This is a genomic window from Mesorhizobium sp. RIZ17 (assembly GCF_051127865.1).
In the GTDB taxonomy this organism is placed as follows: Bacteria; Pseudomonadota; Alphaproteobacteria; order Rhizobiales; family Rhizobiaceae; genus Mesorhizobium; species Mesorhizobium humile.
Window position 1 is genome coordinate 6,508,742 of record NZ_CP147861.1, and the last position, 26,546, is coordinate 6,535,287.

The 26,546-nt window shown below is 64.3% G+C and carries 26 protein-coding genes, 1 tRNA gene and 2 pseudogenes; 13 read left to right on the forward strand and 16 right to left on the reverse strand.

Going from position 1 to position 26,546, the window contains the following annotated elements:
- The first annotated feature begins 14 nt into the window (after positions 1 to 14).
- The 4 genes from cobA to cobT are packed head-to-tail and all read left to right on the forward strand — an operon-like array spanning position 15 to position 3,939.
- Positions 15 to 812, forward strand: coding sequence for a uroporphyrinogen-III C-methyltransferase (cobA, locus tag WDX12_RS31750; RefSeq protein ID WP_434723276.1), 798 nt, complete (start codon positions 15 to 17; stop codon positions 810 to 812).
- Positions 809 to 2,125, forward strand: a complete 1,317-nt coding sequence (locus WDX12_RS31755; protein WP_434723277.1) for a cobyrinate a,c-diamide synthase — start codon at positions 809 to 811, stop codon at positions 2,123 to 2,125. The genes cobA and WDX12_RS31755 overlap by 4 nt, the downstream gene beginning before the upstream one ends.
- Positions 2,122 to 2,889: an adenosylcobinamide-GDP ribazoletransferase gene (gene cobS, locus WDX12_RS31760; RefSeq protein WP_434723278.1), complete on the forward strand. Its 768-nt coding sequence runs from the start codon at positions 2,122 to 2,124 to the stop codon at positions 2,887 to 2,889. The genes WDX12_RS31755 and cobS overlap by 4 nt, the downstream gene beginning before the upstream one ends.
- Positions 2,890 to 2,913: 24 nt before the next feature.
- Positions 2,914 to 3,939 carry a nicotinate-nucleotide--dimethylbenzimidazole phosphoribosyltransferase gene (gene cobT / locus WDX12_RS31765; protein ID WP_434723279.1) on the forward strand — a complete coding sequence of 342 codons (1,026 nt, stop codon included), beginning with the start codon at positions 2,914 to 2,916 and terminating at the stop codon, positions 3,937 to 3,939.
- Between the two features lie 115 nt (positions 3,940 to 4,054).
- Here the strand turns inward: cobT and WDX12_RS31770 are convergent, their stop codons facing one another.
- The 3 genes from WDX12_RS31770 to WDX12_RS31780 form a co-directional block, all read right to left on the reverse strand.
- The gene (locus tag WDX12_RS31770; protein WP_434723280.1) at positions 4,055 to 4,891 is read right to left on the reverse strand and encodes a hypothetical protein; all 837 of its coding nucleotides are present in this window, start codon (positions 4,889 to 4,891) and stop codon (positions 4,055 to 4,057) included.
- 307 nt (positions 4,892 to 5,198) lie between these two features.
- Positions 5,199 to 5,274: transfer RNA gene (locus WDX12_RS31775), tRNA-Lys, on the reverse strand.
- 159 nt (positions 5,275 to 5,433) lie between these two features.
- Positions 5,434 to 6,336 (reverse strand): PhzF family phenazine biosynthesis protein, encoded by a 903-nt coding sequence (locus WDX12_RS31780; protein ID WP_434723281.1) that lies wholly within the window; start codon positions 6,334 to 6,336, stop codon positions 5,434 to 5,436.
- A 132-nt stretch (positions 6,337 to 6,468) separates the two neighbouring features.
- Here WDX12_RS31780 and WDX12_RS31785 point away from each other — a divergent pair, with 132 nt between their 5' ends.
- From WDX12_RS31785 to WDX12_RS31795, 3 genes are read left to right on the forward strand one after another with little or no spacing between them, the layout of a single operon-like run.
- Positions 6,469 to 7,755, forward strand: a complete 1,287-nt coding sequence (locus tag WDX12_RS31785; protein ID WP_434723282.1) for an efflux RND transporter periplasmic adaptor subunit — start codon at positions 6,469 to 6,471, stop codon at positions 7,753 to 7,755.
- Positions 7,756 to 7,759: 4 nt separating this feature from the next.
- Positions 7,760 to 8,467 carry an ABC transporter ATP-binding protein gene (locus WDX12_RS31790; RefSeq protein ID WP_320295216.1) on the forward strand — a complete coding sequence of 236 codons (708 nt, stop codon included), beginning with the start codon at positions 7,760 to 7,762 and terminating at the stop codon, positions 8,465 to 8,467.
- Entirely contained in the window at positions 8,464 to 9,681 is a 1,218-nt protein-coding gene (locus WDX12_RS31795) for an ABC transporter permease (protein ID WP_434723283.1), read from the forward strand. The genes WDX12_RS31790 and WDX12_RS31795 overlap by 4 nt, the downstream gene beginning before the upstream one ends.
- Before the next feature lie 36 nt (positions 9,682 to 9,717).
- Here WDX12_RS31795 and WDX12_RS31800 read toward each other — a convergent pair whose 3' ends face one another.
- Both WDX12_RS31800 and WDX12_RS31805 read right to left on the reverse strand, forming a co-directional pair.
- On the reverse strand, positions 9,718 to 10,434 hold the full coding sequence (locus tag WDX12_RS31800; protein ID WP_434725739.1) for a hypothetical protein: 717 nt from the start codon (positions 10,432 to 10,434) through the stop codon (positions 9,718 to 9,720).
- A gap of 5 nt (positions 10,435 to 10,439) precedes the next feature.
- The gene (locus tag WDX12_RS31805) at positions 10,440 to 11,552 is read right to left on the reverse strand and encodes an endonuclease/exonuclease/phosphatase family protein (RefSeq protein WP_434723284.1); all 1,113 of its coding nucleotides are present in this window, start codon (positions 11,550 to 11,552) and stop codon (positions 10,440 to 10,442) included.
- A 166-nt stretch (positions 11,553 to 11,718) separates the two neighbouring features.
- On the opposite strand from WDX12_RS31805, the gene WDX12_RS31810 reads away from it, so the two are divergent.
- Together WDX12_RS31810 and WDX12_RS31815 are read left to right on the forward strand one after the other, a co-directional pair.
- Positions 11,719 to 12,300, forward strand: a complete 582-nt coding sequence (locus WDX12_RS31810) for a BA14K family protein (protein WP_434723285.1) — start codon at positions 11,719 to 11,721, stop codon at positions 12,298 to 12,300.
- Between the two features lie 176 nt (positions 12,301 to 12,476).
- A complete protein-coding gene (locus tag WDX12_RS31815; protein WP_041008222.1) occupies positions 12,477 to 12,761 on the forward strand; it encodes a PilZ domain-containing protein in 285 nt (94 codons plus the stop codon).
- A 304-nt stretch (positions 12,762 to 13,065) separates the two neighbouring features.
- Here the strand turns inward: WDX12_RS31815 and ilvC are convergent, their stop codons facing one another.
- The 3 genes from ilvC to WDX12_RS31830 all read right to left on the reverse strand — a co-directional run bounded on the left by ilvC (position 13,066) and on the right by WDX12_RS31830 (position 15,347).
- On the reverse strand, positions 13,066 to 14,085 hold the full coding sequence (gene ilvC / locus WDX12_RS31820) for a ketol-acid reductoisomerase (protein ID WP_320295212.1): 1,020 nt from the start codon (positions 14,083 to 14,085) through the stop codon (positions 13,066 to 13,068).
- A gap of 32 nt (positions 14,086 to 14,117) precedes the next feature.
- A complete protein-coding gene (locus WDX12_RS31825; RefSeq protein ID WP_320295211.1) occupies positions 14,118 to 14,759 on the reverse strand; it encodes a TetR/AcrR family transcriptional regulator in 642 nt (213 codons plus the stop codon).
- A 129-nt stretch (positions 14,760 to 14,888) separates the two neighbouring features.
- Positions 14,889 to 15,347, reverse strand: coding sequence for a MarR family winged helix-turn-helix transcriptional regulator (locus WDX12_RS31830; protein ID WP_320295210.1), 459 nt, complete (start codon positions 15,345 to 15,347; stop codon positions 14,889 to 14,891).
- Between the two features lie 96 nt (positions 15,348 to 15,443).
- Between WDX12_RS31830 and WDX12_RS31835 the strand changes: the two genes are divergently transcribed.
- Positions 15,444 to 15,749, forward strand: a complete 306-nt coding sequence (locus tag WDX12_RS31835; protein WP_434723286.1) for a Rieske (2Fe-2S) protein — start codon at positions 15,444 to 15,446, stop codon at positions 15,747 to 15,749.
- Between the two features lies 1 nt (position 15,750).
- Positions 15,751 to 16,470 carry a glutathione S-transferase family protein gene (locus tag WDX12_RS31840; RefSeq protein WP_434723287.1) on the forward strand — a complete coding sequence of 240 codons (720 nt, stop codon included), beginning with the start codon at positions 15,751 to 15,753 and terminating at the stop codon, positions 16,468 to 16,470.
- Here the strand turns inward: WDX12_RS31840 and WDX12_RS31845 are convergent.
- On the reverse strand, positions 16,424 to 17,653 hold the full coding sequence (locus WDX12_RS31845) for an FAD-dependent oxidoreductase (RefSeq protein WP_434723288.1): 1,230 nt from the start codon (positions 17,651 to 17,653) through the stop codon (positions 16,424 to 16,426). The genes WDX12_RS31840 and WDX12_RS31845 overlap by 47 nt on opposite strands.
- 150 nt (positions 17,654 to 17,803) lie before the next feature.
- Positions 17,804 to 18,211 (reverse strand): winged helix-turn-helix transcriptional regulator, encoded by a 408-nt coding sequence (locus WDX12_RS31850; RefSeq protein WP_320295206.1) that lies wholly within the window; start codon positions 18,209 to 18,211, stop codon positions 17,804 to 17,806.
- A gap of 167 nt (positions 18,212 to 18,378) precedes the next feature.
- On the opposite strand from WDX12_RS31850, the gene WDX12_RS31855 reads away from it, so the two are divergent.
- Positions 18,379 to 19,272 carry an SDR family oxidoreductase gene (locus tag WDX12_RS31855; RefSeq protein WP_434723289.1) on the forward strand — a complete coding sequence of 298 codons (894 nt, stop codon included), beginning with the start codon at positions 18,379 to 18,381 and terminating at the stop codon, positions 19,270 to 19,272.
- 35 nt (positions 19,273 to 19,307) lie between these two features.
- Here WDX12_RS31855 and WDX12_RS31860 read toward each other — a convergent pair whose 3' ends face one another.
- The 4 genes and pseudogenes from WDX12_RS31860 to WDX12_RS31875 all read right to left on the reverse strand — a co-directional run bounded on the left by WDX12_RS31860 (position 19,308) and on the right by WDX12_RS31875 (position 23,597).
- Entirely contained in the window at positions 19,308 to 20,348 is a 1,041-nt protein-coding gene (locus tag WDX12_RS31860; RefSeq protein WP_434723290.1) for an SDR family oxidoreductase, read from the reverse strand.
- A 77-nt stretch (positions 20,349 to 20,425) separates the two neighbouring features.
- The gene (locus tag WDX12_RS31865) at positions 20,426 to 22,345 is read right to left on the reverse strand and encodes a potassium transporter Kup (protein ID WP_434723291.1); all 1,920 of its coding nucleotides are present in this window, start codon (positions 22,343 to 22,345) and stop codon (positions 20,426 to 20,428) included.
- A gap of 145 nt (positions 22,346 to 22,490) precedes the next feature.
- Positions 22,491 to 22,736, reverse strand: a pseudogene (locus tag WDX12_RS31870) (KUP/HAK/KT family potassium transporter); the annotation flags it as partial.
- A gap of 120 nt (positions 22,737 to 22,856) precedes the next feature.
- The gene (locus WDX12_RS31875; RefSeq protein ID WP_434723292.1) at positions 22,857 to 23,597 is read right to left on the reverse strand and encodes a pyridoxine 5'-phosphate synthase; all 741 of its coding nucleotides are present in this window, start codon (positions 23,595 to 23,597) and stop codon (positions 22,857 to 22,859) included.
- Between the two features lie 108 nt (positions 23,598 to 23,705).
- Here WDX12_RS31875 and WDX12_RS31880 point away from each other — a divergent pair, with 108 nt between their 5' ends.
- Complete coding sequence (locus tag WDX12_RS31880) at positions 23,706 to 24,104, forward strand: STAS/SEC14 domain-containing protein (protein WP_320295201.1); 399 nt, start codon at positions 23,706 to 23,708, stop codon at positions 24,102 to 24,104.
- A 202-nt stretch (positions 24,105 to 24,306) separates the two neighbouring features.
- Here WDX12_RS31880 and WDX12_RS31885 read toward each other — a convergent pair whose 3' ends face one another.
- Both WDX12_RS31885 and fusA read right to left on the reverse strand, forming a co-directional pair.
- Complete coding sequence (locus WDX12_RS31885; protein ID WP_320295200.1) at positions 24,307 to 25,434, reverse strand: ATP-dependent DNA helicase; 1,128 nt, start codon at positions 25,432 to 25,434, stop codon at positions 24,307 to 24,309.
- 165 nt (positions 25,435 to 25,599) lie between these two features.
- Positions 25,600 to 26,508: pseudogene (fusA, locus tag WDX12_RS31890) on the reverse strand (elongation factor G); the annotation flags it as partial.
- Positions 26,509 to 26,546 lie beyond the last annotated feature (38 nt).

Here is a 26,546-nt window from a genome sequence, read left to right on the forward strand (position 1 = left end):
ACGGCAGCGCCAATATGAACGGACGGGCAACTCTGGAGCAGGCGCTGGCGCGGCTGAACTTCAAGCCGCGCGAACTGGAGCCTGGCCATGTCTGGCTGGCCGGCGCCGGCCCGGGCGATCCCGGCTGCCTGACGCTTGAGGTGCTGGCGGCGCTCGGGCAATGCGACGCGCTGGTTTATGACGCGCTGGTCTCGCCCGACGTCGTGGCGGTCGCTCAGGGCGCCGAGCTCTTCTACGCCGGAAAACGCGGCGGCCAGCCCTCGATGAAGCAGGACGACATCAATGCCCTTCTCGTGCGGCTGGCGCGCGAGGGCCGCCGTGTCGTGCGCCTCAAGGGCGGCGATCCCTATATTTTCGGGCGTGGCGGCGAAGAGGCCTTGGCCCTGGCGGGCGAAGACATTCCGTTCCGGGTGCTTTCCGGCCTGACCTCCGGGCTCAGCGCTTTGGCCGCCACCGGCATTCCCGCCACCATGCGCGGCATCAACAAGGCGGTCATCCTCGCCACCGGCCACGCCGCCGGCACCGATGACGACATCGACTGGACCGCGATCGCCCGCACCGGACAGCCGGTCGTCGTCTATATGGGCATGGCCAATTTGCCGGTGATCGCGGCAAAGCTGCTGGGCGGCGGCCTCGCGCCATCGACACCCGCCGCCGTGATCGTCGCGGCGACGACGCCGCAGGAGCGCATCGTCGTCGCCACGCTCGCCACCATCGCCGATGAGGCCGCAGCTGCCGGGCTTGCTTCGCCGGCGCTGATCGTCGTCGGCGGCATCGTCGCCATGCGCGCGGCACTGGCGGGCGGCGCATGACGGCGCGCGCGATCATCATCGGCGCGCCACGCTCCGGCTCGGGCAAGACCAGCGTCACCATCGGCCTGTTGCGCGCGCTCGCCCGGCGCGGCCTGAAAGTGCGCGGCGCGAAGTCCGGACCGGACTATATCGACCCCGGTTTCCACACCGCCGCCACCGGCCTTTCCGGCGTCAACCTGGACAGCTGGGCGATGTCGCCTTCCCTGCTCAACGCGCTGGCCAGCCAGGCAACGGATGACGCCGAATACGTCATCCTCGAAAGCGCAATGGGCCTGTTCGACGGCATCCCCGCGCCGGAAGGCCGCTCCGGCTCGGCCGCCGATCTCGCCCGGCTCTATGGCCTGCCGGTGCTGTTGGTGCTCGACGTCTCCGGGCAGTCGACCACGGCGGCGGCGGTGGCCAAGGGTTTCGCCACCTACGACCCGGATGTCCGCATGGCCGGTGTCGTGCTCAACCGCCTTGGCAGCGAACGCCACCGCCGTCTGTCCGGCGACGCGATCGAGGCGATCGGCCTGCCCGTGGTCGGCGCCATCCTGCGCGATCCGATGCTCAATCTGCCGGAGCGGCACCTCGGCCTCGTCCAGGCCGGCGAATACGAAAACCTGATGGCGCATCTCGACCGGCTGGCGGACATGGTCGAGAAGTCGCTCGACATCGACGCCATCCTGGCGCTGGCTACCCCGCTGGAGCCGACGGCCGGCGACTTCGGTGACGCGCTGCAACCGCCCGGGCAGCGCATCGCGATGGCCGAGGACGCCGCCTTCACCTTCCTCTATCCGCATGTCGCGACGCATTGGCGCAAGGCCGGCGCCGAGATCGTGCCCTTCTCGCCGCTTGCCGACGAGGCGCCGGCTGAAGACTGCGATGTTTGCTGGCTGCCCGGCGGCTATCCCGAGCTGCATGCCGGCAAGCTCGCGGCCGCGACGAATTTCCACACAGGTATGGCGCGCTTTGCAGCGACAAAGCCGGTTCATGGCGAGTGCGGCGGCTTCATGGTGCTGGGCGAAGTGCTGGAAGACGCGGATGGACAAAGCCATAAGATGCTCGGCCTGCTCGGCCATTCGACCAGCTTCGCCAAACGCAAGATGAACCTCGGCTATCGCGAGGCGCGGCTGCGCGCCGCCTGTCCTTTGGGACCGGAGGGAACGCTGATCCGCGGTCATGAATTCCACTATGCGCAGATGACCGCTACCGGCAATGACGAGCCTTTGGCCGACCTTGCCGACGGCCAGGGCAACCCGCTTGGCGCTTCCGGCTACCGGCGCGGCCATGTCAGCGGCACTTTTTTCCATGCCATAGCGAGGGGCGCATGAACGGCCCTTCCGCACCCCGGCGAGTGCTTGACGATATCGGCCTCAGCCTCATCTTCTTCACCCGGCTGAAATTGCCATCGAGCGATTTCGGCGGCCGCAGCCTTGCCGACGCGATCTGGGCTGCGCCCTTTGCCGGTCTCGCGGTGGCGATCATCGGCGCGCTGGTCTACGCCATCGCCACGGTCCTCGGCCTCGCCACCGGCCCGGCCGCGGCGCTCACGCTCGCCGCGACGATGCTCGTCACCGGTTGCCTGCACGAGGACGGGCTTTCCGACATCGCCGACGGTTTTTGGGGCGGCCGGACACGCGACAGGAAGCTGGAGATCATGCGCGACAGCCGCATCGGCGCTTATGGCGCCGCGGCGCTTGGTATCTCGCTGCTCATCCGCTGGAGCGCGCTGTCCCAACTCACCGGCCCCGGCCACGTCGTCCTGGCGCTGCTCGCCGCGCATGCGGCTTCACGCGGCCTGTTCGGCGCCTTCATGCATCTTCTGCCGCCGGCTCGCAGCGACGGCCTGTCGGCCAATGCCGGCTCCGTCACGACGGAGACCGCCATCGTCGGCGCGGCGCTCGGCGCGGTGGCGCTGCTGGCGCTCGGCCTTGGCGGCGCGATCGCGGCGCTCATACTGCTCGGCCTGCTGTTTGCCGCCTTCCGCGCGCTTTGCCTCAGCCAGATCGGCGGCCAGACCGGCGACACGATCGGCGCGCTGCAGCAGCTCGGCGAGATCGCGGTGCTGCTTACCGCTTCCGTTTGCCTTTCCTGACTCTCTTTCGGAGACCTTGCCCCCATGTCCCCCCAATCGACTGCCTTCAAATCGCTCGAAGATCTTCGCGCCGCCTGCCTCGACCTCCCCGCCGGCAGCGATGCGGCCGCCGGCGCCGTCGCCAAGCGCCAGGACACACTGACCAAGCCGCCGGGCAGCCTCGGCCGGCTGGAAACCATCGCTGCCTGGCTCGGCCGCTGGCAGGGCCGCGACATGCCGAAACTCGATGCGGTGAAAGTCTTTGTTTTCGCCGGCAATCACGGCGTCACCGCGCAGGGCGTGTCGGCCTATCCTTCTGAAGTCACGGTGCAGATGGTGGCGAATTTCGCCGGCGGCGGTGCGGCCATCAACCAGCTTGCCCGCATCGCCGGCGCGAAGCTGGACGTCATCCCGCTCGATCTCGAGCATCCGACCGGCGACTTCACGCAGGTTCCGGCGATGGACGAAAAGGCATTCCTCGCCGCCGTCTCCGCCGGCTATGACGCCGTGACCAACGACCTCGACCTCGTCTGCTTCGGCGAGATGGGCATCGGCAACACGACACCGGCTGCGGCGATCTCCACCGCCCTCTTTGGCGGCGGCGCCGAGAAATGGACGGGTCGCGGCACCGGCGTCGACGACGCCGGGCTGCAGCGCAAGGTCGTCGCCATCGAGGCCGGCCTCAAGCGCCATGCCGATTCGCTCTCCGATCCGCTGAAGATCGCTGCCGCTCTCGGCGGGCGCGAATTGGCGGCTATCTTCGGCGCCACGCTCGCCGCGCGCAAGAACAACGTGCCGGTGCTGCTCGACGGTTTTGTGTGCACCGCCGCGGTCGCACCATTGGCCAGGCTCCACCCGACCGGCCTCGCCCACACCGTCGCGGCCCATGTCTCGGCCGAAGCCGGCCACCGCCGCCTGCTCGAAGCGCTCGGCCTGCCGCCGCTGCTCGATCTCGGCATGCGGCTCGGCGAAGGCTCCGGCGCCTGCCTTGCCGTCAACATCGTTCGCTCGGCGCTGGAATGCCATGCCCGGATGGCGAGCTTCGCCGAGGCCGGTGTTTCGGAGAAGTAGAACAGAGAGAGGGCGTTTCGCCGTTCGCGCGAAACGGTGAAACGCCCAGTCAGTCTTCGAAGGGTCGAAGGCGCAATGTCACCCGGCTGCTGCGCGGGCGATCTTGCGGGCAGGTTCACTGCGAGGCGGCGAACCCGCATTGCTTCTGTTCCATCTCGATCTGCTTCGTGATGCGGATGGCGTTCTGCGCATAGGCTTCCGTCACGGAGCCGCTGTTCACAGTCTTGTCCTTCAGCGGACTCACGGCGGCGCATAGATGGAAAACATGTGGTTCGGAGGACTTCGCGGCTCCGTTTTCCGGCGCGATCCAGTACACGACATCCTGGCCTGCAGGGTGGCTCGCGTCCTTCGTCGCCGCGGTCACCGCGGAAGTATCCGTGGCGATCTCCTGGGCCTGGGCGGCGACTTCGGGCGAACAGGCCGTGGTCGGCTGCCCCGCCCTGATCTGGGCCGCGCACGAGTTCATGTCCTGGGTGTACTGCTCGACCGACGGGGGCTTGAAGCTGACCCCCATTACCGTCGCGAGCACGGCCAGCGCGGCACCGACGCCGCCGGCGACCTTCTTGGTCTGCGGATCCATGTTCTTGTCGGTGAGGATAAGGAAGATCAAGGGGAGGAAGGCAATCAGCGTGATGATCGCGCCGAGCTGGTTTTGGAAGAAGAAGCTGGCCGTGTCGGATGCCCGGGCCGGGTCGTGCCGGTTGGCTGCCTTCCACAGCAAGTTGCCGGCGATTGCGAAAATCGCGATTCCGACCAGAATGCCGATCAGCAGCGGCAGGTTCCCCTGGTCGAACTTGTGCTTGTAGAACAAAAAGATCCCGGCAATCTCGCCGCCAATGGCGACGATCCACGAGAGCGCGGCGAAAAGGCGGAGGCGCGTGGCGGCGGATTTCTGGCCCTGCGTTGCTTGCCAATCCTTGGTGACGTCTGCGGCCGGCTTGTTGTCGGTCATGACCAGTTCCCCTGAAATCGACACTTTTGCAGGGCGGCGTCAATCAAAAGACCAACTCGCCCCACGCAGCATCATTGAACGAACGTCTCGTCGTCTTCCTTCGCGACGCAGCGAAAACGGGAGCGCCACGACAGGTTGCATCCCATCCATATTGCGCATGAGCGAAAGCGTCCATACCCACGGGGGGCAGACTCTAGCATAACGGTGGCTTTGCTCTTCCTGTCTCCGGTTCGAACCCGGTGCCGGGATCCGGAAAAGACAAAGTCTTCTCGGCAGGCGTAAAGCGCTAGGAAAACAAGGAATTAAATGGTGGGTGTGCACAGGATCGAACTGTGGACCCGCTGATTAAGAGTCAGCTGCTCTACCAACTGAGCTACACACCCACACCGCTGGAAAACCAGCGTCGGCGGCGCATATAGCCGCCGCCTTCGGTCATGTCTAGCCCTGCCCGATCATTTCCCGACAAATCGCTGAAGCATGATCCCGAAAAGTGGATACCGGTTTTCGGAAAAGATCATGCTCGCTCAAAAAGGCCGCACCGGTCAGACAAACAGCCTGCCTTCCGCGACCTTGATCGCATGGCCGCCGATGCGCGCGGAGGCCAGTTTTCCGCCATCGACATTAAGCTCGAGCCGAATGCGCGATGGCCGGCCCATTTCCAGCCCCTGCTCGATCCAGAGCTGCGAGGTGCCGTCGGTCGGGGCATCGAAATGCATGATCGCGCCGGCAAAGGCCGCCGCGGCCGAACCGGTTGCGGGATCTTCGTAGGACGGGGTACCGGGCACGATCATGCGCACATGGAAGCCGCTGTCGTGATGGACCGTCTCGCGGCAGTAGACATACGGGCTGGCGAAGGCCCATTCGCTCTTGCGGGGTGCCAATTCCGACCATGCCTGGTTGTCGAGCCTGATCTTGGCCGCCTCCGCCAGGCCGGCAACCGGAATAGTCACATAAGGCACACCGGCCGACCAGAAGGCGACGCGGTGATTCTCGAAGCCGATCTCGTGCGGGGCAAGGCCGAGTGCCGCGCCGATCGCGTCCGGGTCGGCCTTGAGCTCCAGCGGCTCCGGCAATTTCGCCAGGTCGAACTCGGCGAAGGTCGAGCCGTCATGCTTGCTCACCGCGCAGCGTACCGGCCCGATATTCTCCTCCAGCACGAAGATGCCGGCCGCCTCCCCGGCGAGTTCCGCCAGCGCGATTGCCGAGCCGACCGTGGGATGCCCGGCGAAAGGCATTTCATAGTCGGGCGTGAAGATGCGGATACGCTTGCGGTGCTTTGGATTGTCGGCGGGCAACACGAATACCGTTTCCGAAAGATTGAATTCGCGCGCGATCGCCTGCATGCAGGCAGTGTCGAGCCCATCGCTGTCGAGCACCACCGCAAGCGGATTTCCGGCCAGCCTTTCGGTGGTAAACACATCGTAGAGCAAGTAATTGCGCGCCATGGAGAAAACCTTTCGCCTCGCCCCGAATTTCCGCCTCAATCCCAACATGAGGGAAATTTAATTTGAAATTCGGACCTTAAGGCCTGATCTGTGCACGGATAGGGACATCGATTTTCAGCATAGGGGTCCGGGGTGGACCAGATTGTCAATCCGCCAAGCGCGGAATCCGGTACTTCCATAGAGGCCGCGCTTGGGCTCGACCGCAAGGGCGTAAGCCGCAAGCGACGCCGCTTCTGGCTCTACGCGATCCTGGCGGTAGCGGTCGTCGCGGCCGGCATTGCCCTCTATCGATGGTATGCCGCCGCACCCCCCAAAATTGAATACGCCACCGTGCCTGCGGCAATCACCGACCTCACCGTCGAGGTATCGGCCACCGGCACGCTGCAGCCATTGACCCAGGTCGACATCTCCAGCGAGCTTTCCGGCATCGTCCGCTCCGTCGCGGCCAGTGAGAACCAGCAGGTCAAGAAGGGCGACGTGCTGGCGACGCTCGACACCGTAAAGCTGGAGGTCCAGCTCGAGCGCGCCACCGCCTCCGCCAAGGCGGCGGCTGCCGCCGTCGAGAACGCCAAGGTGACCTTGCAGGAAAACGAGAACGCGGTTGTACGCGCAAGCGCGCTCACCAAGCGCGGCATGGCGACGGACCAGTCGCTCGAAGCGGCGACCGCGACGCGGGATCGCTCGAAGGCGGCGCTGGACAGCGCCGAAGCCAATCTCGCCATCGCCCAGGCCGACCTCAAGGCGCAGCAGACCGATCTTGCCAAAAGCACCATCTATGCGCCGATCGACGGCATCGTGCTGACGCGCTCGGTCGATCCCGGCCAGACGGTCGCGTCCTCGCTGCAGGCGCCGGTGCTCTTCGTCATCGCCGCCGACCTTCGCAACATGGAATTACAGGCTGCGGTCGACGAGGCCGATATCGGCCAGGTCAAGCCCGGCCAGCACGCCCGCTTCACCGTCGACGCCTTCCCGGATCGCCCCTTCGACGCCGAGATCCGCGACATCTCCTACGCCTCGGTCACCACCGACGGCGTCGTCACCTACAAAGCGCGTCTCGAAGTTGACAATGGTGAGCTTCTGCTCAGGCCCGGCATGACGGCGACGGTCTCTGTTGTCACAAGGCAGGCCAAGGGCGTGCTCACCGTTCCCTCGACGGCCTTCCGCTATCGCCCGATGCAACAGCAGACGCGCGGCTGGAGCTTCAGTGACCTGTTCACCGGCCGCATGGGCCGTCCCAACCGGCAGCGCGAGGCGACGAAAGCCCCGACCGACGGCTCGCGCACGCTTTATGTGCTGGAGAATGGCCGGCCGCATCCGATCAACGTCAGGATCGGCTCGACCGACGGCGAGTTGACCGAGATCACGTCCGGCCTCGACGCCGGCGCGCAAGTCATCACCGGCGCGCAGCAGCGGAGCTGACGACATGTCGGCTCCGCTGCTCATCACCTTCGACAAGGTCTGGAAGAGCTACGGCGAGGGCGAAGCCCGCGTGCATGCGCTGGCCGGCGTCGATCTCGCCATCCGGCGTGGCGAGTTCGTCGCCATCATGGGTCCCTCAGGCTCGGGCAAATCGACAGCGATGAACATCATCGGCTGCCTCGACACGCCGACGGTCGGAACCTACTCTTTCATGGGCGTCGATGCGGGCCGCCTCGACCGCAACCGCCGCGCGCTTTTGCGCAACCTTTATGTCGGCTTCGTCTTCCAGGGCTACAATCTCTTGCCGCGCACGACCGCCGCTGAAAATGTCGAGCTGCCGCTGATCTATCGCGGCGTTGCCGCGCGCGAGCGCCGCGACCTCGCCATGCAGGCGCTGGCCGAGGTCGGTCTGGTCGGGCGCGAGCACCACACCCCGGCCGAGCTTTCGGGCGGCCAGCAGCAGCGCGTTGCGATCGCCCGCGCCATCGTCACCAGGCCGACGCTGCTCGTCGCCGACGAACCCACCGGCAATCTCGACACCGCGCGCACGCACGAAATCATGGAATTGCTGACCAGGCTCAACGCCGATCTCGGGCTCTCCATCGTCATGGTCACCCACGAGGCCGATGTCGCGGACTATGCCGGCCGCACCATCCGCTTCCTCGACGGTCATGTCGCCTCCGACACCTTGAAAGCGGAGGAAGCGGCATGATCTGGGAGACCGTCCGCCTCTCGCTGCGCTCGATCCGCCGCAACGTATTGCGCTCATTCCTGACGCTGCTCGGCATCGTCATCGGCGTCGCGGCCGTCATCGCCATGCTCACCATCGGCTCCGGCACGACGGAGAAGGTCAAGGCCGACATTTCCAAGCTTGGCAGCAACCTGCTCGTCGTTCGCGCCGGCCGGCCCGCGGGACCAGGCGGACCGGGGGGCCTCGATCAGGTGACGCGGCCGCTGGCCGAAAAGGATGTGACCGCGCTGGTTGCGCATCTCAGCGGCGCGCGCGCAATTTCGCCTGCCTCGCAAAAACAGGTCCGCGTCATCTTCGGCACCGAAAGCCTGACCTCGGGCGTCACCGGCACCGACAGCGCCTATCTCGATGCTCGCGACTGGAGGCTGGTGTCGGGGCGGCCGTTCAGCGATTCCGAAACGCGCGCCGGCACAGGCGTGTGTCTGATCGGAGAGACGGTGCGCCAGCAATTCTTCGGCGCCGGCGATCCCGAAGGCGAGATCATCCGCGTCAACCGCACCTCCTGCACGATCATCGGCCTGCTCGAGCCCAAGGGCTATACCGGCTTCGGCCAGGACCAGGACAATGTCGTGCTGATGCCTTTGCACGCCTATCAGCGCCGCATCGCCGGCAACCGCGACATCGACAACATTTATATCGCCGCCGACGACCGCACGCCGACCAGCGAACTGCAGCCGCGCGTCGAGGACATTTTGCGCGACACGCGCCGCATCACGCCGGACCGCGATCCCGATTTCGCCATACGCGACATGACCCAGATCGCCGACGCGATGACCAGCGCCACCACCACCATGACCGGCATGCTGGGCGCGGTCGCCGGCGTCAGCCTGTTGGTCGGCGGCATCGGCATCATGAACATCATGCTGGTGTCGGTCACCGAGCGCACGCGCGAGATCGGCATCAGGCTGGCCATCGGCGCGCACGAAAAACACATCCTCATCCAGTTCCTGGTGGAGGCGACGGTGCTGTCGCTCTTTGGCGGCATCATCGGCATCCTGATCGGGCTTTTGCTGGCCGGCCTTGCCTCGATGGCGCTGACGATACCTTTCGCGCCAAGCCCTGCCGTCATCCTGCTCGCCGTCGGCTTCTCGGCGCTGATCGGCATGGTGTTCGGTTTTTTCCCGGCGCTGCGCGGCGCGAGGCTCGACCCGATCGACGCGCTGCGGCACGAATAGCCAGATCGACTACTGACGTCGGGACGCCCAGCGGCGTTAGCCGTGGCTAGCGAAATGCCACTCGATCAGTGGCTTCATATGCCCCATCAACCCATCCGGCAGATCGCTGGCGTCACGGATGATCACCGGCCCCTCGATCTCCGGATCCGTCTCGGTCGCGACGAAGGCTGTGATGCGCCGCGCCAGCTCATCGGCGGGCTCAGTCACATGGTAGCGGCGGAAGATCACCGTGCCGCTCGGCGTCGAGAGCGCGTGCCAGCGCCGCCCACGCTCGGCCGTCGAAAGATCGATGCCCGTCTCTTCGCCCACTTCGCGGATCATGTTGAAGTCGACATCGACCAGCCCGTCGCGAAAATCGATCGGCTCGAAGGACCCGGCGGCGAAATAGACGCGGCCGGCATTGACCGTGTGCGACCCCATGCGGATCGCCACCAGCGCATTGTCGCCGGCGACCAGCATGGCATGCGCGTAGGCGTGCTCGGCGCCGGAATTCTCGCGCCGCTTGCGCCACAGCATGAAGGTCGAATAGTTGACCGCATGGCAGCGGCCGATGAGGCGGCCGTCCCGGTAAGCAAGCTCGGAAAGCAGCACCACCGTGCCGTCGAACAGCGCCGGATTGGCGGCTGTCTCCCGCCGCCAGTTGTCTGCGATCGCCGCCGCATTGGTCAGCGCGAAGGGATGCGGACCGGGATCGAGGCGGACGTCGACCGCATCGACCGGTAGGATGACATTGCGCGGCAAGTCGAAACTCACGAGCGTCACGCCATGTCCAGTGTGATCGTCACCGGGCAATGGTCCGACGCTTTCGGCCTGTCCCAGCCGGCGCGCGGGAAACGCTCCACTTCCTGACCGGGCGGAAAGATGGTGCGCCAGGGCTGGCCGTTGCGGATGATGTCGGGGACGGCGGTGGCGTTCTTCGCGGCCAGCGCCTTTGACAGCAGGATATAGTCGAGCTGGCAAAGATGCCGCTCTTCAGGGCCGCGCGTGTGGTAGAAGCTCCAGCGGTCCATCTCCGGCCGCCGCTCGACGACATTCTCGCAAAAGCCGCCGGCGGTCAGCACGTCGATCGAGGAGCGGGCTTCGTCGACAACCTCGAAACGGTAACCGTCTATGGCGTCGCCGTCGATCTTCACGCGCTGCCGGTAATCGTTCATGTCGCCACAGATCGCCCAGCGCTTGTCCGCGGCATGATCCTTGCCGAAACGCTCCTCGATGATGCGGCGCACTGCCTGCGCCTCGGCAATGCGCAGCGGCATTGACGCCTCGCGGCCGTCCAACCCGTTGCGCGGCGGCCCCATCGACTTGAAATGCACGAGATAGAGCGTCAACGGCGCGCCGCCGATCCTCAGGTCGATCTCCAGGCAGTCGCGGCGAAAGATACGCTCGTTCGCGAGATAGCCGAGCGTGGCAAGCTCCGGCGTGAACAGCCCGAACTGCTCGAAGGTGACATAGGCGTGGCTGGTCATGCGCACGAAATCGATCGGCTGCCCTTGCGTGGTCTCGTTGCGCATCATCACGGCGACATCGATGCCGCGCGTATCGTTGCCGGCGGTGGTGTATTTCTGCCGGTAGCCACGCCCGACCATCTTGAACAGATAGCCATATTCGAAAGCCTTCAGCGCCTCGATATTGTCGACCTCCTGCATGCAGATGATGTCCGCGCGGGTGGCTGCGATGGCGAGTGCCGTCAACTGGCGCGTGTCGTCGGACTGGGCGATCGCGCGGGCCTGCTCGAGGATGCGGTATTCGGCCTCGCTCTGGATGTCGAACAGCGCCAGCGTGCGGTCTTCATTGAGCTGGTTGCGGTAGCCCGAGAAATCGAACCTGTTCATCAGGTTCTCGACATTGAAGGTGGCGAGGCGCAGCGACATGGCCGTGACCTTTGCCCGCAAGCGAGGGCGAAAACAAGAGCCAGGCCGATGCTCGCCATGGTTGACGGAACCTTTCCGTTCATCCTCCGTTCAGACGGAAAGTTCCAACAATAGGCCTTTCCCCGGGGTGTGCTGGGCGTGGGGCCTTTGCTCCTTGGAGAGTGAAATGAAACCGCTTTTTTCTTCCCTGACATCCGGGCTCCTGGCCCTGGGCCTCGTTGCGGGTGTGACGGCACAGTCGGTCGCCGGCCCGATCCTGCAACCCGATCTCGGCGTCGCGACGAGCACTGCCGCGCCGACGATCATTCCGGTGCGCGACAGCTGGGCCGGCGGTAACAACAATGGCGGCGGCTTCCCGGACTGGCGTTGGCGTCACCGTGGCGGCGACTTCAGGTGGCGTGGCGGCGACCGTCAATTCTCGCGCCATTGGGACGGCGGCAACTGGGATGGCGGCGGCGACTGGCGCTGGCGGCATCACCGCCGGCACTTCCGAGACAGCGATGCGGCGATCCTTGGGCTGGGCCTCGGCCTGGGCTTGGGCAGCCTGGCCTATGACAACTACTACGACCCCTACTATTACGATCCCTACCCGCGCTACGTTCAGCCGCGGCGCATCTACCGGACCGAGCGGCTGTCCAGCGCGCATGTCCGCTGGTGCTACGACCGCTACCGGTCGTATCGCGCCTGGGACAATACCTTCCAGCCCAACTACGGTCCTCGCAAGCAATGCTGGTCGCCCTATAGCTGAGCGGCGCCGCCGGCACAGACAAGCAGACGGCGCCCTTCCCGGCGCCGTTTTGCTTTTGCCGCAACCAGTGCTCGCTACCGGCCCATAACCCTAAATTCATCGGCGGCTTCTATTCATCCATGCCGATGTCCTCCAATATGACGATTCGCGCGAACGGGGTGCGAGACGTACCCGCCATGGCCGAAAACGAACACAGAAACCAACACAGGCAACGCGTGCTGAAGGGCGCGGCGATCCTGACTGGCATCAACAATTCCGAGGTGAGATGCACGGTGCGCAACATGCACTCGAACGGCGCCGAGCTGAAAGTGCCGATCGATGCGCGCGTGCCGGACGAATTCCTGCTTTATGTGCCGGTCGACGGCATCGGCTACAAGGCGGTAGTGCGTTGGCGCCGCGAGGACCGCATCGGCGTCGAGTTCACCGGCACCGAGCCCAAGCCGCACTGGCACTACGGCTGAAGAACGTCCACTTTGCAAAATAAAAAGCCAGCGGATTTCTCCGCTGGCTTGAACTCCAGCAACCGGAAGGTTGATGACAATTCGCCCTGCCGGGTCAGCTGGTGCGGGTTTCGAGAACCGGAGCGGAGCGGACATCTAAGTCCGTGAGCACCGGAAGCGCAGAAACCCGCGGCAGATGGCCGGCAGGGTAGAATTGGAGCAAGCTTCTTAGTTCTTCGCCTTGTCGACCAGCTTGTTCTTGGCGGTCACCCGCGCGACCGCAGGGCGAAGCCCGAGGACGCGCAGGCAAAAGACGTGGATCGCCTTAGTTCTTCGCCTTGTCGACCAGCTTGTTCTTGGCGATCCACGGCATCATGGCGCGCAGCTTGGCGCCGACTTCCTCGATCTGGTGGCTGTCGTTGTTGCGGCGGATGCCCTTGAAGCGCGACATGCCGGCGCGATATTCCTGCATCCATTCCGAGGTGAACTTGCCGGTCTGGATGTCCTTCAGGATGCGCTTCATCTCGGCCTTGGTGTCGGCGGTGATGATGCGCGGGCCCGAAACATATTCGCCCCATTCGGCGGTGTTCGAGATCGAGTAGTTCATGTTGGCGATGCCGCCTTCATAGATCAGGTCGACGATCAGCTTCACTTCGTGCAGACACTCGAAATAAGCCATTTCCGGCGCGTAGCCGGCTTCCACCAGCGTCTCGAAACCGGCGCGGATCAGCTCGACCAGGCCGCCGCACAGCACCACCTGCTCGCCGAACAGGTCGGTCTCGCATTCCTCGCGGAAATTGGTCTCGATGATGCCCGAACGGCCGCCGCCGACGCCGCAGGCGTAGGACAGAGCGAGATCGAGCGCGTTGCCCGAAGCGTCCTGGTTGACGGCGACAAGGCACGGCACGCCGCCGCCCTTCTGGTATTCGCCGCGCACAGTGTGGCCGGGGCCCTTAGGCGCGATCATGACGACGTCGACCGTCGACTTCGGCTCGATCAGGCCGAAATGCACGTTGAGGCCGTGCGCGAAGGCGATCGCGGCGCCATCGCGGATGTTCGGCGCGATTTCCGATTTGTAGATGTCGGCCTGCAATTCGTCGGGCGTCGCCATCATCATCAGGTCGGCCCACTTGGCTGCATCCGCCACGCTCATGACCTTGAGGCCGTCGGCCTCGACCTTCTTGGCGGTCGCCGAGCCGGCCTTCAGACCGATGGCGATCTCCTTGACGCCGGAATCCTTGAGGTTGAGCGCATGCGCCCGGCCCTGGCTGCCATAGCCGATAATGGCGACCTTCTTGCCCTTGATCAGATTGAGATCGGCGTCACGATCGTAATAGACACGCATTTGGTGTTCCTTCCCGTTTGAAGATCAGGGCCTCACGACCCGGTTTTTGCTCCGAAGAGAGCGAGAAAATGTTGCGTCGCGCGCGCGGCATCGCCGCCGATCGTCGCCCCAGTCAATTCCACCCGGTCGCCGAGCAGCAGACGTATCTGCACGTCGCGGCCGACCAGGCCGAAAAAGGTCCGGAACGCCGTCTCGGCGTCCTCGAAATCGAGCAGCCCGGCCTGCCGACCTGCTTCAAGCACCGGCTTCAAGCGCTTGGCAAGCGCGAAGCGGCCATTCTGCAGCACGATCGCGCCGAGATCGTCCTTGCCGGAACCGGCATGGCTGACTGCCACACGGTTCAGCGCGATCGAAGTGTCACTGGAGATAACCTTCAGCCAATCTGAAGCGAAACGCTCCAGGCTCGCCGTGAGCGAACCGATGTCCAGTCTCTCACGGTCGACGGACGCGACACGCACCTTTGACGCCTGCCATTGCACCGTAGCGTTGAGCAGTCCGTCGCGGTCGCCGAACCATTTGTAGAGCGTTTCCTTGGAACAGCTCGCCCGCCGCGCCACCGCGGTCATGGTAAGATTGTCGCCCTCCTCGACCAACAGGCGAAGAGCCGCATCCAGAACGGCCTGCTGCCGCTCCGTCAGCGTTTCACTTGTGTCGATCTCAGCTGGCTGCAACACGACTGTTCCCAATTCCGGATACGCCCGCAGATGCGTACCGTACGTTACGGTTCGGCTTATGGCTCATTCCCCTTTTCAGCGCAAGGGGCGGAATCGAAAAATTCGGACGAGGCGGGTGGCCGAGCTCTCTCAGTGGTTTTCTATCGGCGGATGCCGCAGCCGCCCGAGCAGAGTCGCCAGTGCCTTGAGCTCTTCGGCCGAGAGCCTGTCGCCCATCAGCTCGGCGATCGAAGCGCCGTAGACCGCCCAGATGCGGCGGCGCATCTCCCGGCCGCTTGCCGTGATGCGGACGGTCTGCCCGCGGCCATCGTCGGAGACGGGCAGCTTCTCGACCAGGCCGTCCGCCTCCAGCCGGGCCAGTAGCCGTGAGACGCCGTACTGCGCCAACAGCACGCGATCGATCAGCTCGAACGGCCGCAACCCGCCCTCGCCCGCTTCCGCGAGCTCGTGCAGCACGTCGTACCAGGCGAGCGGCGGCAAGCCGCGCGCCTTCAGCGCGTCCTCCGTGCTTTCGACCAGCTGTCGCGAGACGCGCACGAGGCGCGCCCAGGCGGTGACGGCTTCAGGTGATGGGGATTTTTTCGTCATCGGCACAATCTAGTAGATAGATGCAATTGCATCAAGCTTGACGATCGATGCAAATGCATCCATATAGATGCAATTGCATCGACAAGGAGTTATCCGATGAAACATGAAATCTGCAAGATCGCCGATATCCCGCAGACCGGGAGCCTGATCGCGCCTTTCTTCGGCCGCGAGGTCCATGTCTGGCGCAGTGGCGAACGCGTCCGCGCCGCGGCCAATGTCTGCCTGCATTTCGGTGGACCGCTCGACTGCAAGGACGGCGTTTTCGTCTGCCAATGGCATGGCGCGAAATTCGACATGGCAAGCGGCGAGCGTTTGGAAGGACCGGCGCCAAAGGGCGCGCGCCTGATGTTCCTGTCGACCCGCGTCGAGGATGGCGCGCTCAATTACGTCTGGGGAGAGTGAGATGACCGCCAGGCTCACCCTCGTCAGTCATCATTTATGCCCCTACGTCCAGCGCGCCGCGATTGCGCTTGCCGAGAAAGGCGTGGCGTTCGAGCGGGTCGATGTCGATCTCTCCAACAAGCCTGACTGGTTCAAAGCCGTCTCGCCGCTCGGCAAGGTGCCGCTGCTGCGCGTCCGGCATGGCCATGCGGAGGAAGTGATTATCGAATCCGCCGTCATCCTCGAATTCCTGGAGGAGACGGAGGCCAATCCCTTGCACCCGGCCGATCCGCTGGCGCGGGCCAGGCATCGCGCCTGGATCGAATTCGGCTCGGCCATCCTCAATGCCATAGGCCGTTTCTATTCCGCTGCCGACGAAGCCGCTTTCCGCCATGAAAGCAGAGACTTGTCCGGGATGTTCGCACGCGTGGAGGCAGAACTTGCGGCCAGGCAAAGCGGCCCGTGGTTCGCCGGCGAGCGCTTCTCTTTGGTCGATGCCGTCTACGGGCCGGTCTTCCGCTATTTCGACACGTTCGACCGCATCGGCGATTTCGGCATTGTCGACGGCAAGCCGCTCGTCCGGGCCTGGCGCGAGGCCTTGAGCGAACGCTGGTCGGTGACTGAAGCCGTCAGCCCGGATTATCCGCAGCGGCTGCTCGCCTTCCTTCAAGCAAGGAAATCTTACCTGTCCGGGATCATCCGGCGGCAGGCCATTGCAACTCCGCAAGCCCGATCCGCCTGAACGGGTCGATAACCGTTCCGGCCACCATGGCGGCGAGGAATTGCGGTCCTGGCGGAACCCTCGCCAGCGCCGCCACCATACGGTCGCGGACAAAGGGTAAGGCTGCGGAATCCGATTGGTAGAACGGCGTCAGCGACAGCGACAGCGCCTGGAACACGCGCACATGCCAACGCCTCGCCTTCGCGTAGGTATCGAGCGCGTCGTCGACACCCTTCGCCTGCGCCAGCGCATGGCTGAGCGCGGCGGCGTCGAGCAGCGCCATGTTTGCGCCTTGCCCGAGTTGCGGACTGGTCGAGTGCGCGGCGTCGCCGATGACGGCCAGCCGCCGACCGGCCGGCAGCGTCATCGTGTGGTGGCCGTAGCGGGCGAGCGAGAGTTGCTCGAAACTGTCGATCTGGCCGGTGAAGGCCTCGCACTCCGGCCACACCGAGACCACCCTCGCCTTCCATGCTTCGAGCCCCTGCCCCTTTACCCGTTCGGCATCAGCCGGCTTGAGGCTCCAGAAGAAAGCCGCCATGTCTTCCGCGCCGGGCTCAGGCCGGCCGATCGGCAGCACGCCGACCATGATGCTTGCCTTGTCGTAGCGCTGCAGCAGCGCCCGCCGGTCGAAGCCGTCCCGCCAGCCGAGCGACGCCCAGAATGCGCCATAGGTGAGCGGCCGTGGCATGGCGGCATCGCCAAGATAGTGCCGCAGCTTCGAGCGAGCGCCGCTGGCATCGACGATGAGGTCGAATGGACCGAGCCGCCTGCCATTGCCGCAGACGAGCGTCGCGCGCTCGGCCGTCTCCAGCGTCTCGACCTCGACATTGGTTTCGATGGCGATCGCTTCGCGCAAGGCGGAGCGATAGAGCACCCCGAACAGCGCCGCACGATGCACGGCGAGGCCGAAGCGGCGGCCGCGCCGCGCGTCGTAGCGGACTTCGAGCACCGTGCGTCCGCTGCCGGCGTCGGTGCCGTGCAGCCGTTCTATGCGGCTGCCAAGCGAGAGAATCTCATCGAGCATGCCGAGATCGGCGAGCACGGTCAGCCCGGTCGGCTGCAGGATGAGGCCGGAACCGACAGGCTTCGGCTCATCGAAGCGCTCGAAAATGGTGACCTTGTGCCCGGCCCGCTTGAGATAAAGCGCTGCCGCCAGCCCGGCCGGACCGGCGCCGGCAATCGCGATGTCGAGATTCTTGCCCATTGCCCGCCCAGACCGACCGGCGGGCACAATCCCCGATCGATCCCGCCAAATCAACCAGGCGCTTTAAGTCTTTATCTTGATGCATGTCGTTGTCCCAGAACCGCTGCACACTTCTGGGCGACATGCATTAGCTGCGGCAAGAAACCAGGCTCAGGTCCGGGCGTCGAAGGCGGCCCGCGCGTCGCGCACTGCGTCGTGGTTGAGCTCGGCCCATTGGACAAGCTGATGCATGGGGCCGGACATCGAGCGGCCAAGATCGGTGAGGCTGTATTCGACGCTTGGCGGCTTGGTCGGAAACACTTCGCGATGCACATAGCCATCGCGCTGCAGGTCGTAGAGCGTCTGCGTCAGCATGCGCTGCGAAATATCGGGAACCAGCCGTCGCAATTCGCCGAACCGATAGGGTTTTTCGGCCAGCGCCATGACCAGCAGCGAGCTCCATTTGCCGCTGATGCCCTGGATGACGTCGCGGACCGGGCAGTCGGCGAAATTGCCGCCGCCGGTCATGGCCTTATAGACCTCGAGCTTGGCTTTCAGATTGAGGATCTTGCTGTCCATCGCGGCATCCGCTGATCGAAATTCGGCCGTCCAGGTGGTTCCCTGGCTGTGCCTACCTCCCGAAAAACTGCCTTCTTTACGGCTTGAGGTCAATTCCTATTTTAGTGCTGGTCTCTTTTTGAGACCACCAACAGCTCCCGCCGATCGGCGCAATTCAGGAACCTGCCATGACCGAAACACTCCTCGTCACCGGTGCCTCCGGCCAGCTTGGCCGCGCCGTCATCAATCACTTGCTGGAAGCGCAAAAGATAGCGCCGGCAAGCATTGTCGCCACCACGCGCAATCCCGAAAATCTCGCCGATCTCGCGGCACGCGGCGTCGTTGTCAGGGCCGCCGATTTCAACGACAAGGCCTCGCTGGAGAAGGCATTCGCAGGCGCTGACCGGGTGCTGATCATCTCGACCGGCGACCTCGATTTGAAGACTGGCCGGCGCCTCAAGCAGCATGAGACCGCGGTGGCGGCGGCCAAGGCGGCGGGCGTTTCGCATCTGCTCTACACCTCGATGCCCAATCCGGAGCCGGGCTCGCCCGTGCTCTTTGCCGGCGACCACTACGGCACCGAGCAGGCTATCAAGGCGAGCGGCATCCCCTACACCATCTTCCGCAACGGCTGGTACCAGGAGAACCTGTTCATGGCGCTGCCGCACGCCATTTCGGCGGGCAAGTGGTACACCTCGGCCGCCGACGGGCGCATCGCCCACGGCGCGCGCGACGATATGGCAGCCGCCATTGCCGCCGGCCTCGCGTCCGGCTCCAGGGAAAGCCATATCTACACGCTCACCGGCCCTCAGGCCTACACCGCCGGCGAGATCGCCGCTCTGGTGAGCGAAGTCACCGGCAAGCCGCTGGAAGTCATCCAACTGCCGGACGAAGCGCTGACTGAAGGGGTGAAAGCGGCCGGCGTTCCCGAAGATTTCGCCCGCATCATCGTCTCCTTCGACGCCAACACGCGCGCCGGGCGCATTGCAGAGGTAACCGATGCCGTCGAAAAACTCTCGGGTCGCAAGCCGCGGACGCTGAAGCAGTTCCTCGAAGCGAACAAGGCTGCCCTGCTCGGCTGAAGTCTGCGCGCCTGGGGAAGCCGTCCCCCGGCGCGCTATTTCGCCTTCTTGAGCAGTCCGAGCCGGATCAAGCTCTCGCCGGTCGCCACAAGCGCGTCCTCGCGCGATCGCGGCGTCCAGCCGAGCAGGCGCACGGCCTTGGCGCTCGTGGCGTTCCTGGCCTTGCCCAGCTCCGTCACGATCTGGGCCGCTTGCCCGTCGAACAGGCCGACGATCCGGACCAGCCAGTCCGGCAGCACCCTCGTCGTGATGCGCGATCCTGCGTTGCCCAGCCGCGTCTTCAGCGTCCGCGCGATCTCGAGCATCGTCATGAAGTCGCCGCTGATGGCCAGGAACCGCTCGCCTTTGGCTGCGGGATTGGTCATGGCGCGCAGATGCAGGTCCGCGACGTCGCGCACGTCGACCACGCCGAACACCATGCGCGGCAGGCCAGGCATCTCGCCATCCATCAGGCGCCGGATGAAATCCGTCGAGGTCGAAAGATCCGCCCCAAGGACCGGTCCGAAGATGCCGACCGGATTGACGACCGCCAACTCCAGTGCCCCGCCTTCGCGATCGATGAAATCCCAGGCCGCCTGCTCGGCCAGCGTCTTCGACTTCACATAGGCGCTCACCTTCTGCGACAGATCGGTCCAGTTCTCTTCCGTGAACGGACGGCCGGCAACCGGTATCTGGCCATAGCCGACGGCGGCAAAGGACGAGGTGAGCACGACCCGTTCGACGCCGGCATCGCGCGCCGCGCGCAGCACGCGCAACGCCCCTTCCCTGGCCGGGACGATCAGCTCGTCCTCATGTTTCGGCACGCCGGGCGGAAAGGGCGAAGCGACGTGCAGTACGTATCGGCACCCGGCGACCGCTTCGGGCCAGCCCTTGTCGCTCATGAGGTCGGCATGGCCGAAGGAAAGCGCATCGCCCGGCTCGACGCCACCGACCTTCAGCATGGCAAGAGCATCCGCTTCGCGCTTGGCGGAGCGCACCGTCGTGCGCACGCGGTAGCCCGCGTTCAAAAGCGACAGGATGCAATGCGCGCCAAGGAAGCCGGACCCGCCGGTCACAAGCACCAACTCGCCGCTCATGCCCCGCCCCTTTCGAAAGCAATTCCCGGAAACTTCCGTCCGGAATTGCGTGACGTCAGCCTATACGGCGCAGTCTGTCAGATGGCGACCTGCGTGCCAATCTCCACCACGCGCCCGGTGGGGATCTGGAAATACTCCGTCGCGTCCGCCGCCGTTTTCGCCAGGCCGATGAACAGCCGGTCCTGCCAGATCGGCATGCCGGAATTGGGCGAAGCCTTAAGCGACCGGCGCGACAGGAAGAAGGACGTCGTCATGATGTCGAACTTCCAGCCCTGCTTGCGGCAGATGGCCAAGGCGCGCGGAATGTTCGGCTGCTCCATATAGCCGAAAGTCAGCGTCACGCGCATGAAAAGCTCGTTGACCGTCTCCAGCTTCACGCGCTCGCTGTCGGGCACGACTGGCTGCGGCGCCGTGACCACCGACAGGATGACGTTCTTTTCATGCAGCACCTTGTAGTGCTTCAGGCTGTGCATCAGCGCCGTCGGCGCGCTCAGCGGATCGCTGGTCAGGAACACGGCGGTGCCCGAGACAAGCTGCGGTTTTTTCTTCAGGAGATTGGCCGCCAGGAAATCGAGCGGGATCTCGTTGCGGCGCGTCTTGTCGAACAGATAGCGGCTGCCACGCACCCAGGTCCACATGGCCATGATAATTGCGAAGGCCACGGCCAGCGAAGACCAACCGCCCTCGAAAACCTTGACGATGTTGGCGGCAAAGAAGCCGATGTCGATCAGCGCGAACATCGCCGTCAGGCCGACCGCCAGCCAGATGTTCCATTTCCAGATGCGTGTCATGACGACAAACAGCAGCGTCGTCGTCACCAGCATGTTGCCGGTGACCGAGATGCCATAAGCCGAGGCCAGCCGGCTGGATTCGCCGAAACCGACCACCAGCAGCATCACCACCAGGGCGAGCAGCAGATTGACGCGAGGCATGAAGATCTGGCCGGATTGCTTCTCCGACGTATGCAGGATTTCGAGCCGCGGCAGCATGTTGAGCTGCACGGCCTGCCTGGTCAGCGAGAAGGCGCCGGAGATCACTGCCTGGCTCGCGATGACGGTCGCCGCGGTCGCCAGCACCACCATCGGGATCAGCGTCCAGCCCTCGTTCATCTCGAAGAAGGGATGGCCGACCACGCCTTTGTTCGCGAGGATGAAGGCACCCTGCCCCGCGTAGTTCAGCAGAAGGCACGGGAACACGATTGCCAGCCAGGCAAGCACGATGGGCTTGCGGCCGAAATGGCCGAGATCGGCATAGAGCGCTTCCGCCCCGGTGACGGCGAGAAAAACGGCACCGATGGTCACGAAGGCCACGTCAGGCGAATTGATCAGGAACGCGACGATATAATGCGGGCTGATTGCCCACAGGATTTCCGGGTCGCTGACGATATGATTGAGACCGGAAAGGCCGATGGCGAGGAACCATAGGGCGGTGATCGGCCCGAACACGAGGCCGACGCCCCCCGTGCCAAAACGCTGCACGGCGAACAATATCGCCAGGATGATCAGGGTCAGCGGCACGACATAAGGCTGGAAGGCGGGCGTGACGACATTCATGCCTTCGACCGCCGAAAGCACTGAGATGGCTGGTGTGATCACCGCGTCGCCGAAGAACAGTGACGCTCCGACGATGCCGATGCCGAGGATGATCGCCGAGCGCGTGGCGAAACTGCCGCGTACCAGCGCCATCAAAGACAGCACGCCGCCTTCGCCGCGGTTGTCGGCGCGCAGCACGAACATGATGTATTTGACGGTGACCGTGATGGTGAGCGACCAGATGATCAGCGACAGCACACCGAGAATGTCGGCGCGGGTGGCGACGTCGCCGCCCGACGAGGCATGCAACGCCTCGCGAAGCGCATAGATCGGGCTGGTGCCGATATCGCCATAGACGACCCCGAGCGCACCCAGCATCAGCACCTTGGTGCTGTGCTGCTGCATTTCAGTGTGGCCCGATTGGTCGGCGGGTTCTGCGTCTACACCACCATTGGCAAGGGCCATGACGACACTCCGATAAAATGCGCGGTGCTCTACGCTTGCTGCGGTGCAATATCAAGTGCCCCAGCGTGAGGGCTCTCATGCTGCCAACGCAGGGCTTTCATATACGCAATGCGCAGGCTTATGCATCCGGTAGAAATCGATCTCGTCAAATGGCGACCTGCGTGCCGATCTCGACCACGCGCCCGGTCGGAATCTGGGAATACTCCGTCGCGTCCGCCGCCGTTCGCGCCAGGCTGATGAACATCCGGTCCTGCCAGACCGGCACGCCGGAATTGGGCGACGCCTTCAGCGAGCGCCGCGACAGGAAGAACGACGTCGTCATGATGTCGAACTTCCAGCCCTGCTTGCGGCAGATGGCCAAGGCGCGCGGAATGTTGGGCTGTTCCACATAGGGGGTCCGTCTCGCTGGCGTTGGCTAGCACCATGAACCCCATTTCACCGGATTCGTCACGCCCCGAGGTCGCCGCAACGCGCGGGACGCTCCAAAACCGCCGAAACTACGCAAGGCGCCCTACCATCCGCAGGCCTTCAAGAACCGCCCGACCGTGCCGGCCATGCCATACTCCAGCGCATCGGCTGTCAACCCATGTCCGATCGATACTTCGGCCAATGCCGGAATACGTTTTGCCAGCGCCGGCAGGTTCTGCACGGTCAGGTCGTGGCCGGCATTGACGCCAAGCCCGGCCTTGAATGCCGCGTCAGCGGTTTTTCCCAGTCTTTCCAGTTCCTTCGCCGCCTTTGCGGTATCGGAATGGAAGCCGCCATAGGGGCCGGTATAGAGCTCGATCCGGTCGGCGCCGGTATCGCGAGCCGCGTTCACCCCGTCAGGATCGGCGTCGGAAAACAGCGACACGCGAAACCCGCTTTTCTTCAGCCGCTTGACGACCGGAGTGAGGAACGCCGCCTGGGCGACGAAGTTCCAGCCATGGTCCGAAGTCGCCTGCGCCGGATCGTCCGGCACCAGCGTCACCTGCTCGGGCTGGCTTTTCTCGACAAGCGCCAGGAAATCCTCGGTCGGATAGCCCTCGATGTTGAATTCAGCCTTGGGAAATTCGTCGTCGATCAGCGCCCTGATCTCAGGCAGGTCGGAATGCCTGGTGTGCCGCTCGTCGGGCCTCGGATGCACCGTCAGCCCGTGCGCGCCGGCGGCAAGGGCGATGCGGCCAAGCCCGGTGACGCTCGGCCATGGCAGGTCGCGGCGGTTGCGTAGCATGGCGACAGCGTTGAGATTGACCGAAAGCTTGGCGGGCATGAGCTGGGTCCAGTGGATCGGCGGGCATCTATACCGCCTTTGACGGGAACAGATAGAGGGTTTCGGGTGTTCCAGGGGATAGATGGAGGCTAACGTAAGGATCTACCTGTGAATTTCCTCGAAGCCGTGCCGGCGGTCCGCCGCATTGAAACCAACCGCGACGCGCTTTTCGCCATCGACGTCGTCGGCGATATCTCGCCGGCCGACGCGGAAAACCTCTTCGGCCTGCTGGAGGCGGCCTATGCGCTGCATCCAAGGATCGACGTGCTGGTCAGGCTGACCGACGCGGAAAGCGTCGACTGGGCCAACATTTCGCAAGATACGGTCAAGCAGGGCGTGGCCGACGCGCTGGAACATGTCGTGCGTTGCGCTGTCGTCGGCGAGCCGAATTGGGCCTACCTCGTCACCGGCGTCTTCCCTAAGGCGCTGCCGTTCGAATTCAGACGTTTCGGCGTCGACGATGAAGAAGCTGCCTGGCAATGGCTTGGCGCAAGGCCGAAGGACTAGGGTTGTCGAGATTCAGGTCAGGCCGAGTCGAAAATGGTGGATTCCGAGAACCGGCCTACGCCGGCCGTAGCCTTCATAGAGCGGAAACATTTATGAGGGCTTCGGCCGGCGAAGGCCGGAGCGGAGCGTACTAAAGTACGTGAGCACCGGAAGCGCAGGAAGCCGCCATTTGCACGCCGGCCTCACCTGAATATCGACAACCCTAGCGTACGACCGTCAGTCGCTCGGCTGCCCGGGTGATGGCGGTGTAAAGCCAGCGCTGCCTTGTCTCCTTGAAGGCCCAGCTCTCGTCGAACAGCACCACGTCGTTCCACTGTGAGCCCTGCGCCTTGTGCACGGTCAAGGCGTAGCCATAGTCAAAATCGTCGAAACGCTTCTTCTGCTGCCAGGGGATTTCGGCGTCCGGATCCTCGAACGCCGCCTTGAGCAGCTTGATCTTGGCGACGCCGCGGTCGGGATCGTCCTCTTCCGGCGAGACAAGCAAGTTGATGCCGGGCTTCACCGTCTCGCGCGAGGAGGTCATCACCTTCCATAGCGAGCCGTTGAGCAGCCCCTTGGCCGGATCGTTGCGCAGGCAGACCAGCTTGTCGCCGGCCTGCGGGAAGTCGGCGTTGAAACCCTTCAGTTCGCGCAGCCGCTGGTTATAGCGCCGCCTTGTGCGATTGGTGCCGACCAGCACCTGGTCGGCCTTGAGCACCAGATCCTGGGTGACGCCTTCCCTGCCGATCACTTGCGCGGTGCCATAATCGCCATGCATGAATTCGCGACCCTCGCGCACGTCGAGGGCCAGCCGGATGATGGGATTGTCGCGCGCCTGGCGGTGGATTTCGGTGAGCAGCACATCCGGCTCATGCTCGGTGAAGAAGCCGCCGCCCGAGATCGGCGGCAGCTGGGCCGGATCGCCAAGCACCAGGATCGGCGTGCCGAAACTCTGCAGGTCGCGGCCGAGCTGCTCGTCGACCATCGAGCATTCGTCGATGACCACGAGCTTGGCGCGCGAAATCGGGCTTTGCCGGTTGAGCGAAAAGGTCGGCGACATCGAGGTCTTGCCGGTCACCTCGTCCTCGACCGATTCCTCGCCCTTCGGCCGATAGATCAGCGAATGGATGGTGCGGGCGTTGGTCGCTCCTTTCGAGCGCAGCACCTGCGCCGCCTTGCCGGTGAAGGCGGCGAACTGCACCTGTCCGTCGACATGCTCGGCGAAATAGCGCGCCAGCGTCGTCTTGCCGGTGCCGGCATAGCCGAACAGGCGAAAGACCTGCGGCCGACCCTCCTTGAGCCAGCGCCCGACCGCTTTCAGGGCCTCATCCTGTTGGGGAGAAAATTCCATCAGTGCGACAGACCGGATTCGCAAGCGAAAGACAAGATTGGCCGCCATGTCGACCGCTGTCGGCGACAATCGCTAGCGCCTCCGACAAAGTCAGGCTATCAGCCGCGAACCGGAACGTAAAGAGAACAAGTCGCAGTGCTTTGGTTGGCTCGGACGAAGAACAAGTCAGCCGTAGGCAGCCACTGCCGGCGGCGGCGGCGGGTCGCGGTAAGGCATCGGAACGGGCGCGTAGTGATCGAATTGCATCGTGTAGGCCGCACTGTCCCGGCTCATCGAGCGCAGGTAGTCGATGTACTTGAACATGTTGGCCAGCGGCACCATCGCGTTGATGACGATGGCCTCGCCGCGGCTTATCCGACTCTTGACCAGACCGCGGCGGCCGTGCAGGTCGCCGATAATGCTGATGACATAGATTTCCGGCGTCACCACCTCGACCTTCATGATCGGTTCGAGCAATTGTACGCCAAGCTTGGGTGCAGCTTCACGGAAACAGGCGCGGCCGGCGATCTCGAATGCGAGCGCCGAAGAGTCCGTGTCGTGATAGACGCCGTCCACCAAGGTTGCCTTGATGCCGATCATCGGAAAGCCCGCGAAGGGACCGGAGGACAGGATGCTGCGCAATCCGGCCTGGACCCCCACGACATAGACCTCGGGAACCGCAACTCCGGCGGTCTTCGAGAGAAACACGAACTCCGCATTGCGCCCGTTCGGCTCGAACAGAATCTTGACTCGAGCGAACTGTCCGTGGCCGCCAACCTGCCTCTTATGCGTATAGTCTTGTTCGCAGGCGAGGGTAATCGTTTCGCGATAGGCCACTTGTGGCGCGCCGACATTGACCGCGACGTTGAACTCGCGGGTCAAGCGATAGAAAATGATGTCGAGGTCAAGCTCGGTCATCGCGGCGATGATCGTCTGGCCCGATTCCACGTCCCGCTTCACCTCAAAGCCAGGCAGCTTCTCTGCAAGCGTCGATAAGGCGACACGCAACTTCTCCTCATCGGCTCTCGACTTCGGCTCGATCGCGAGTTGCAGCAAAGGCCATGGCGCGGGAGGTTTTTCCATAGTGACGGCACGGTTGCAGGCAGCGCCGATATTTGCAACCGAACATCGGG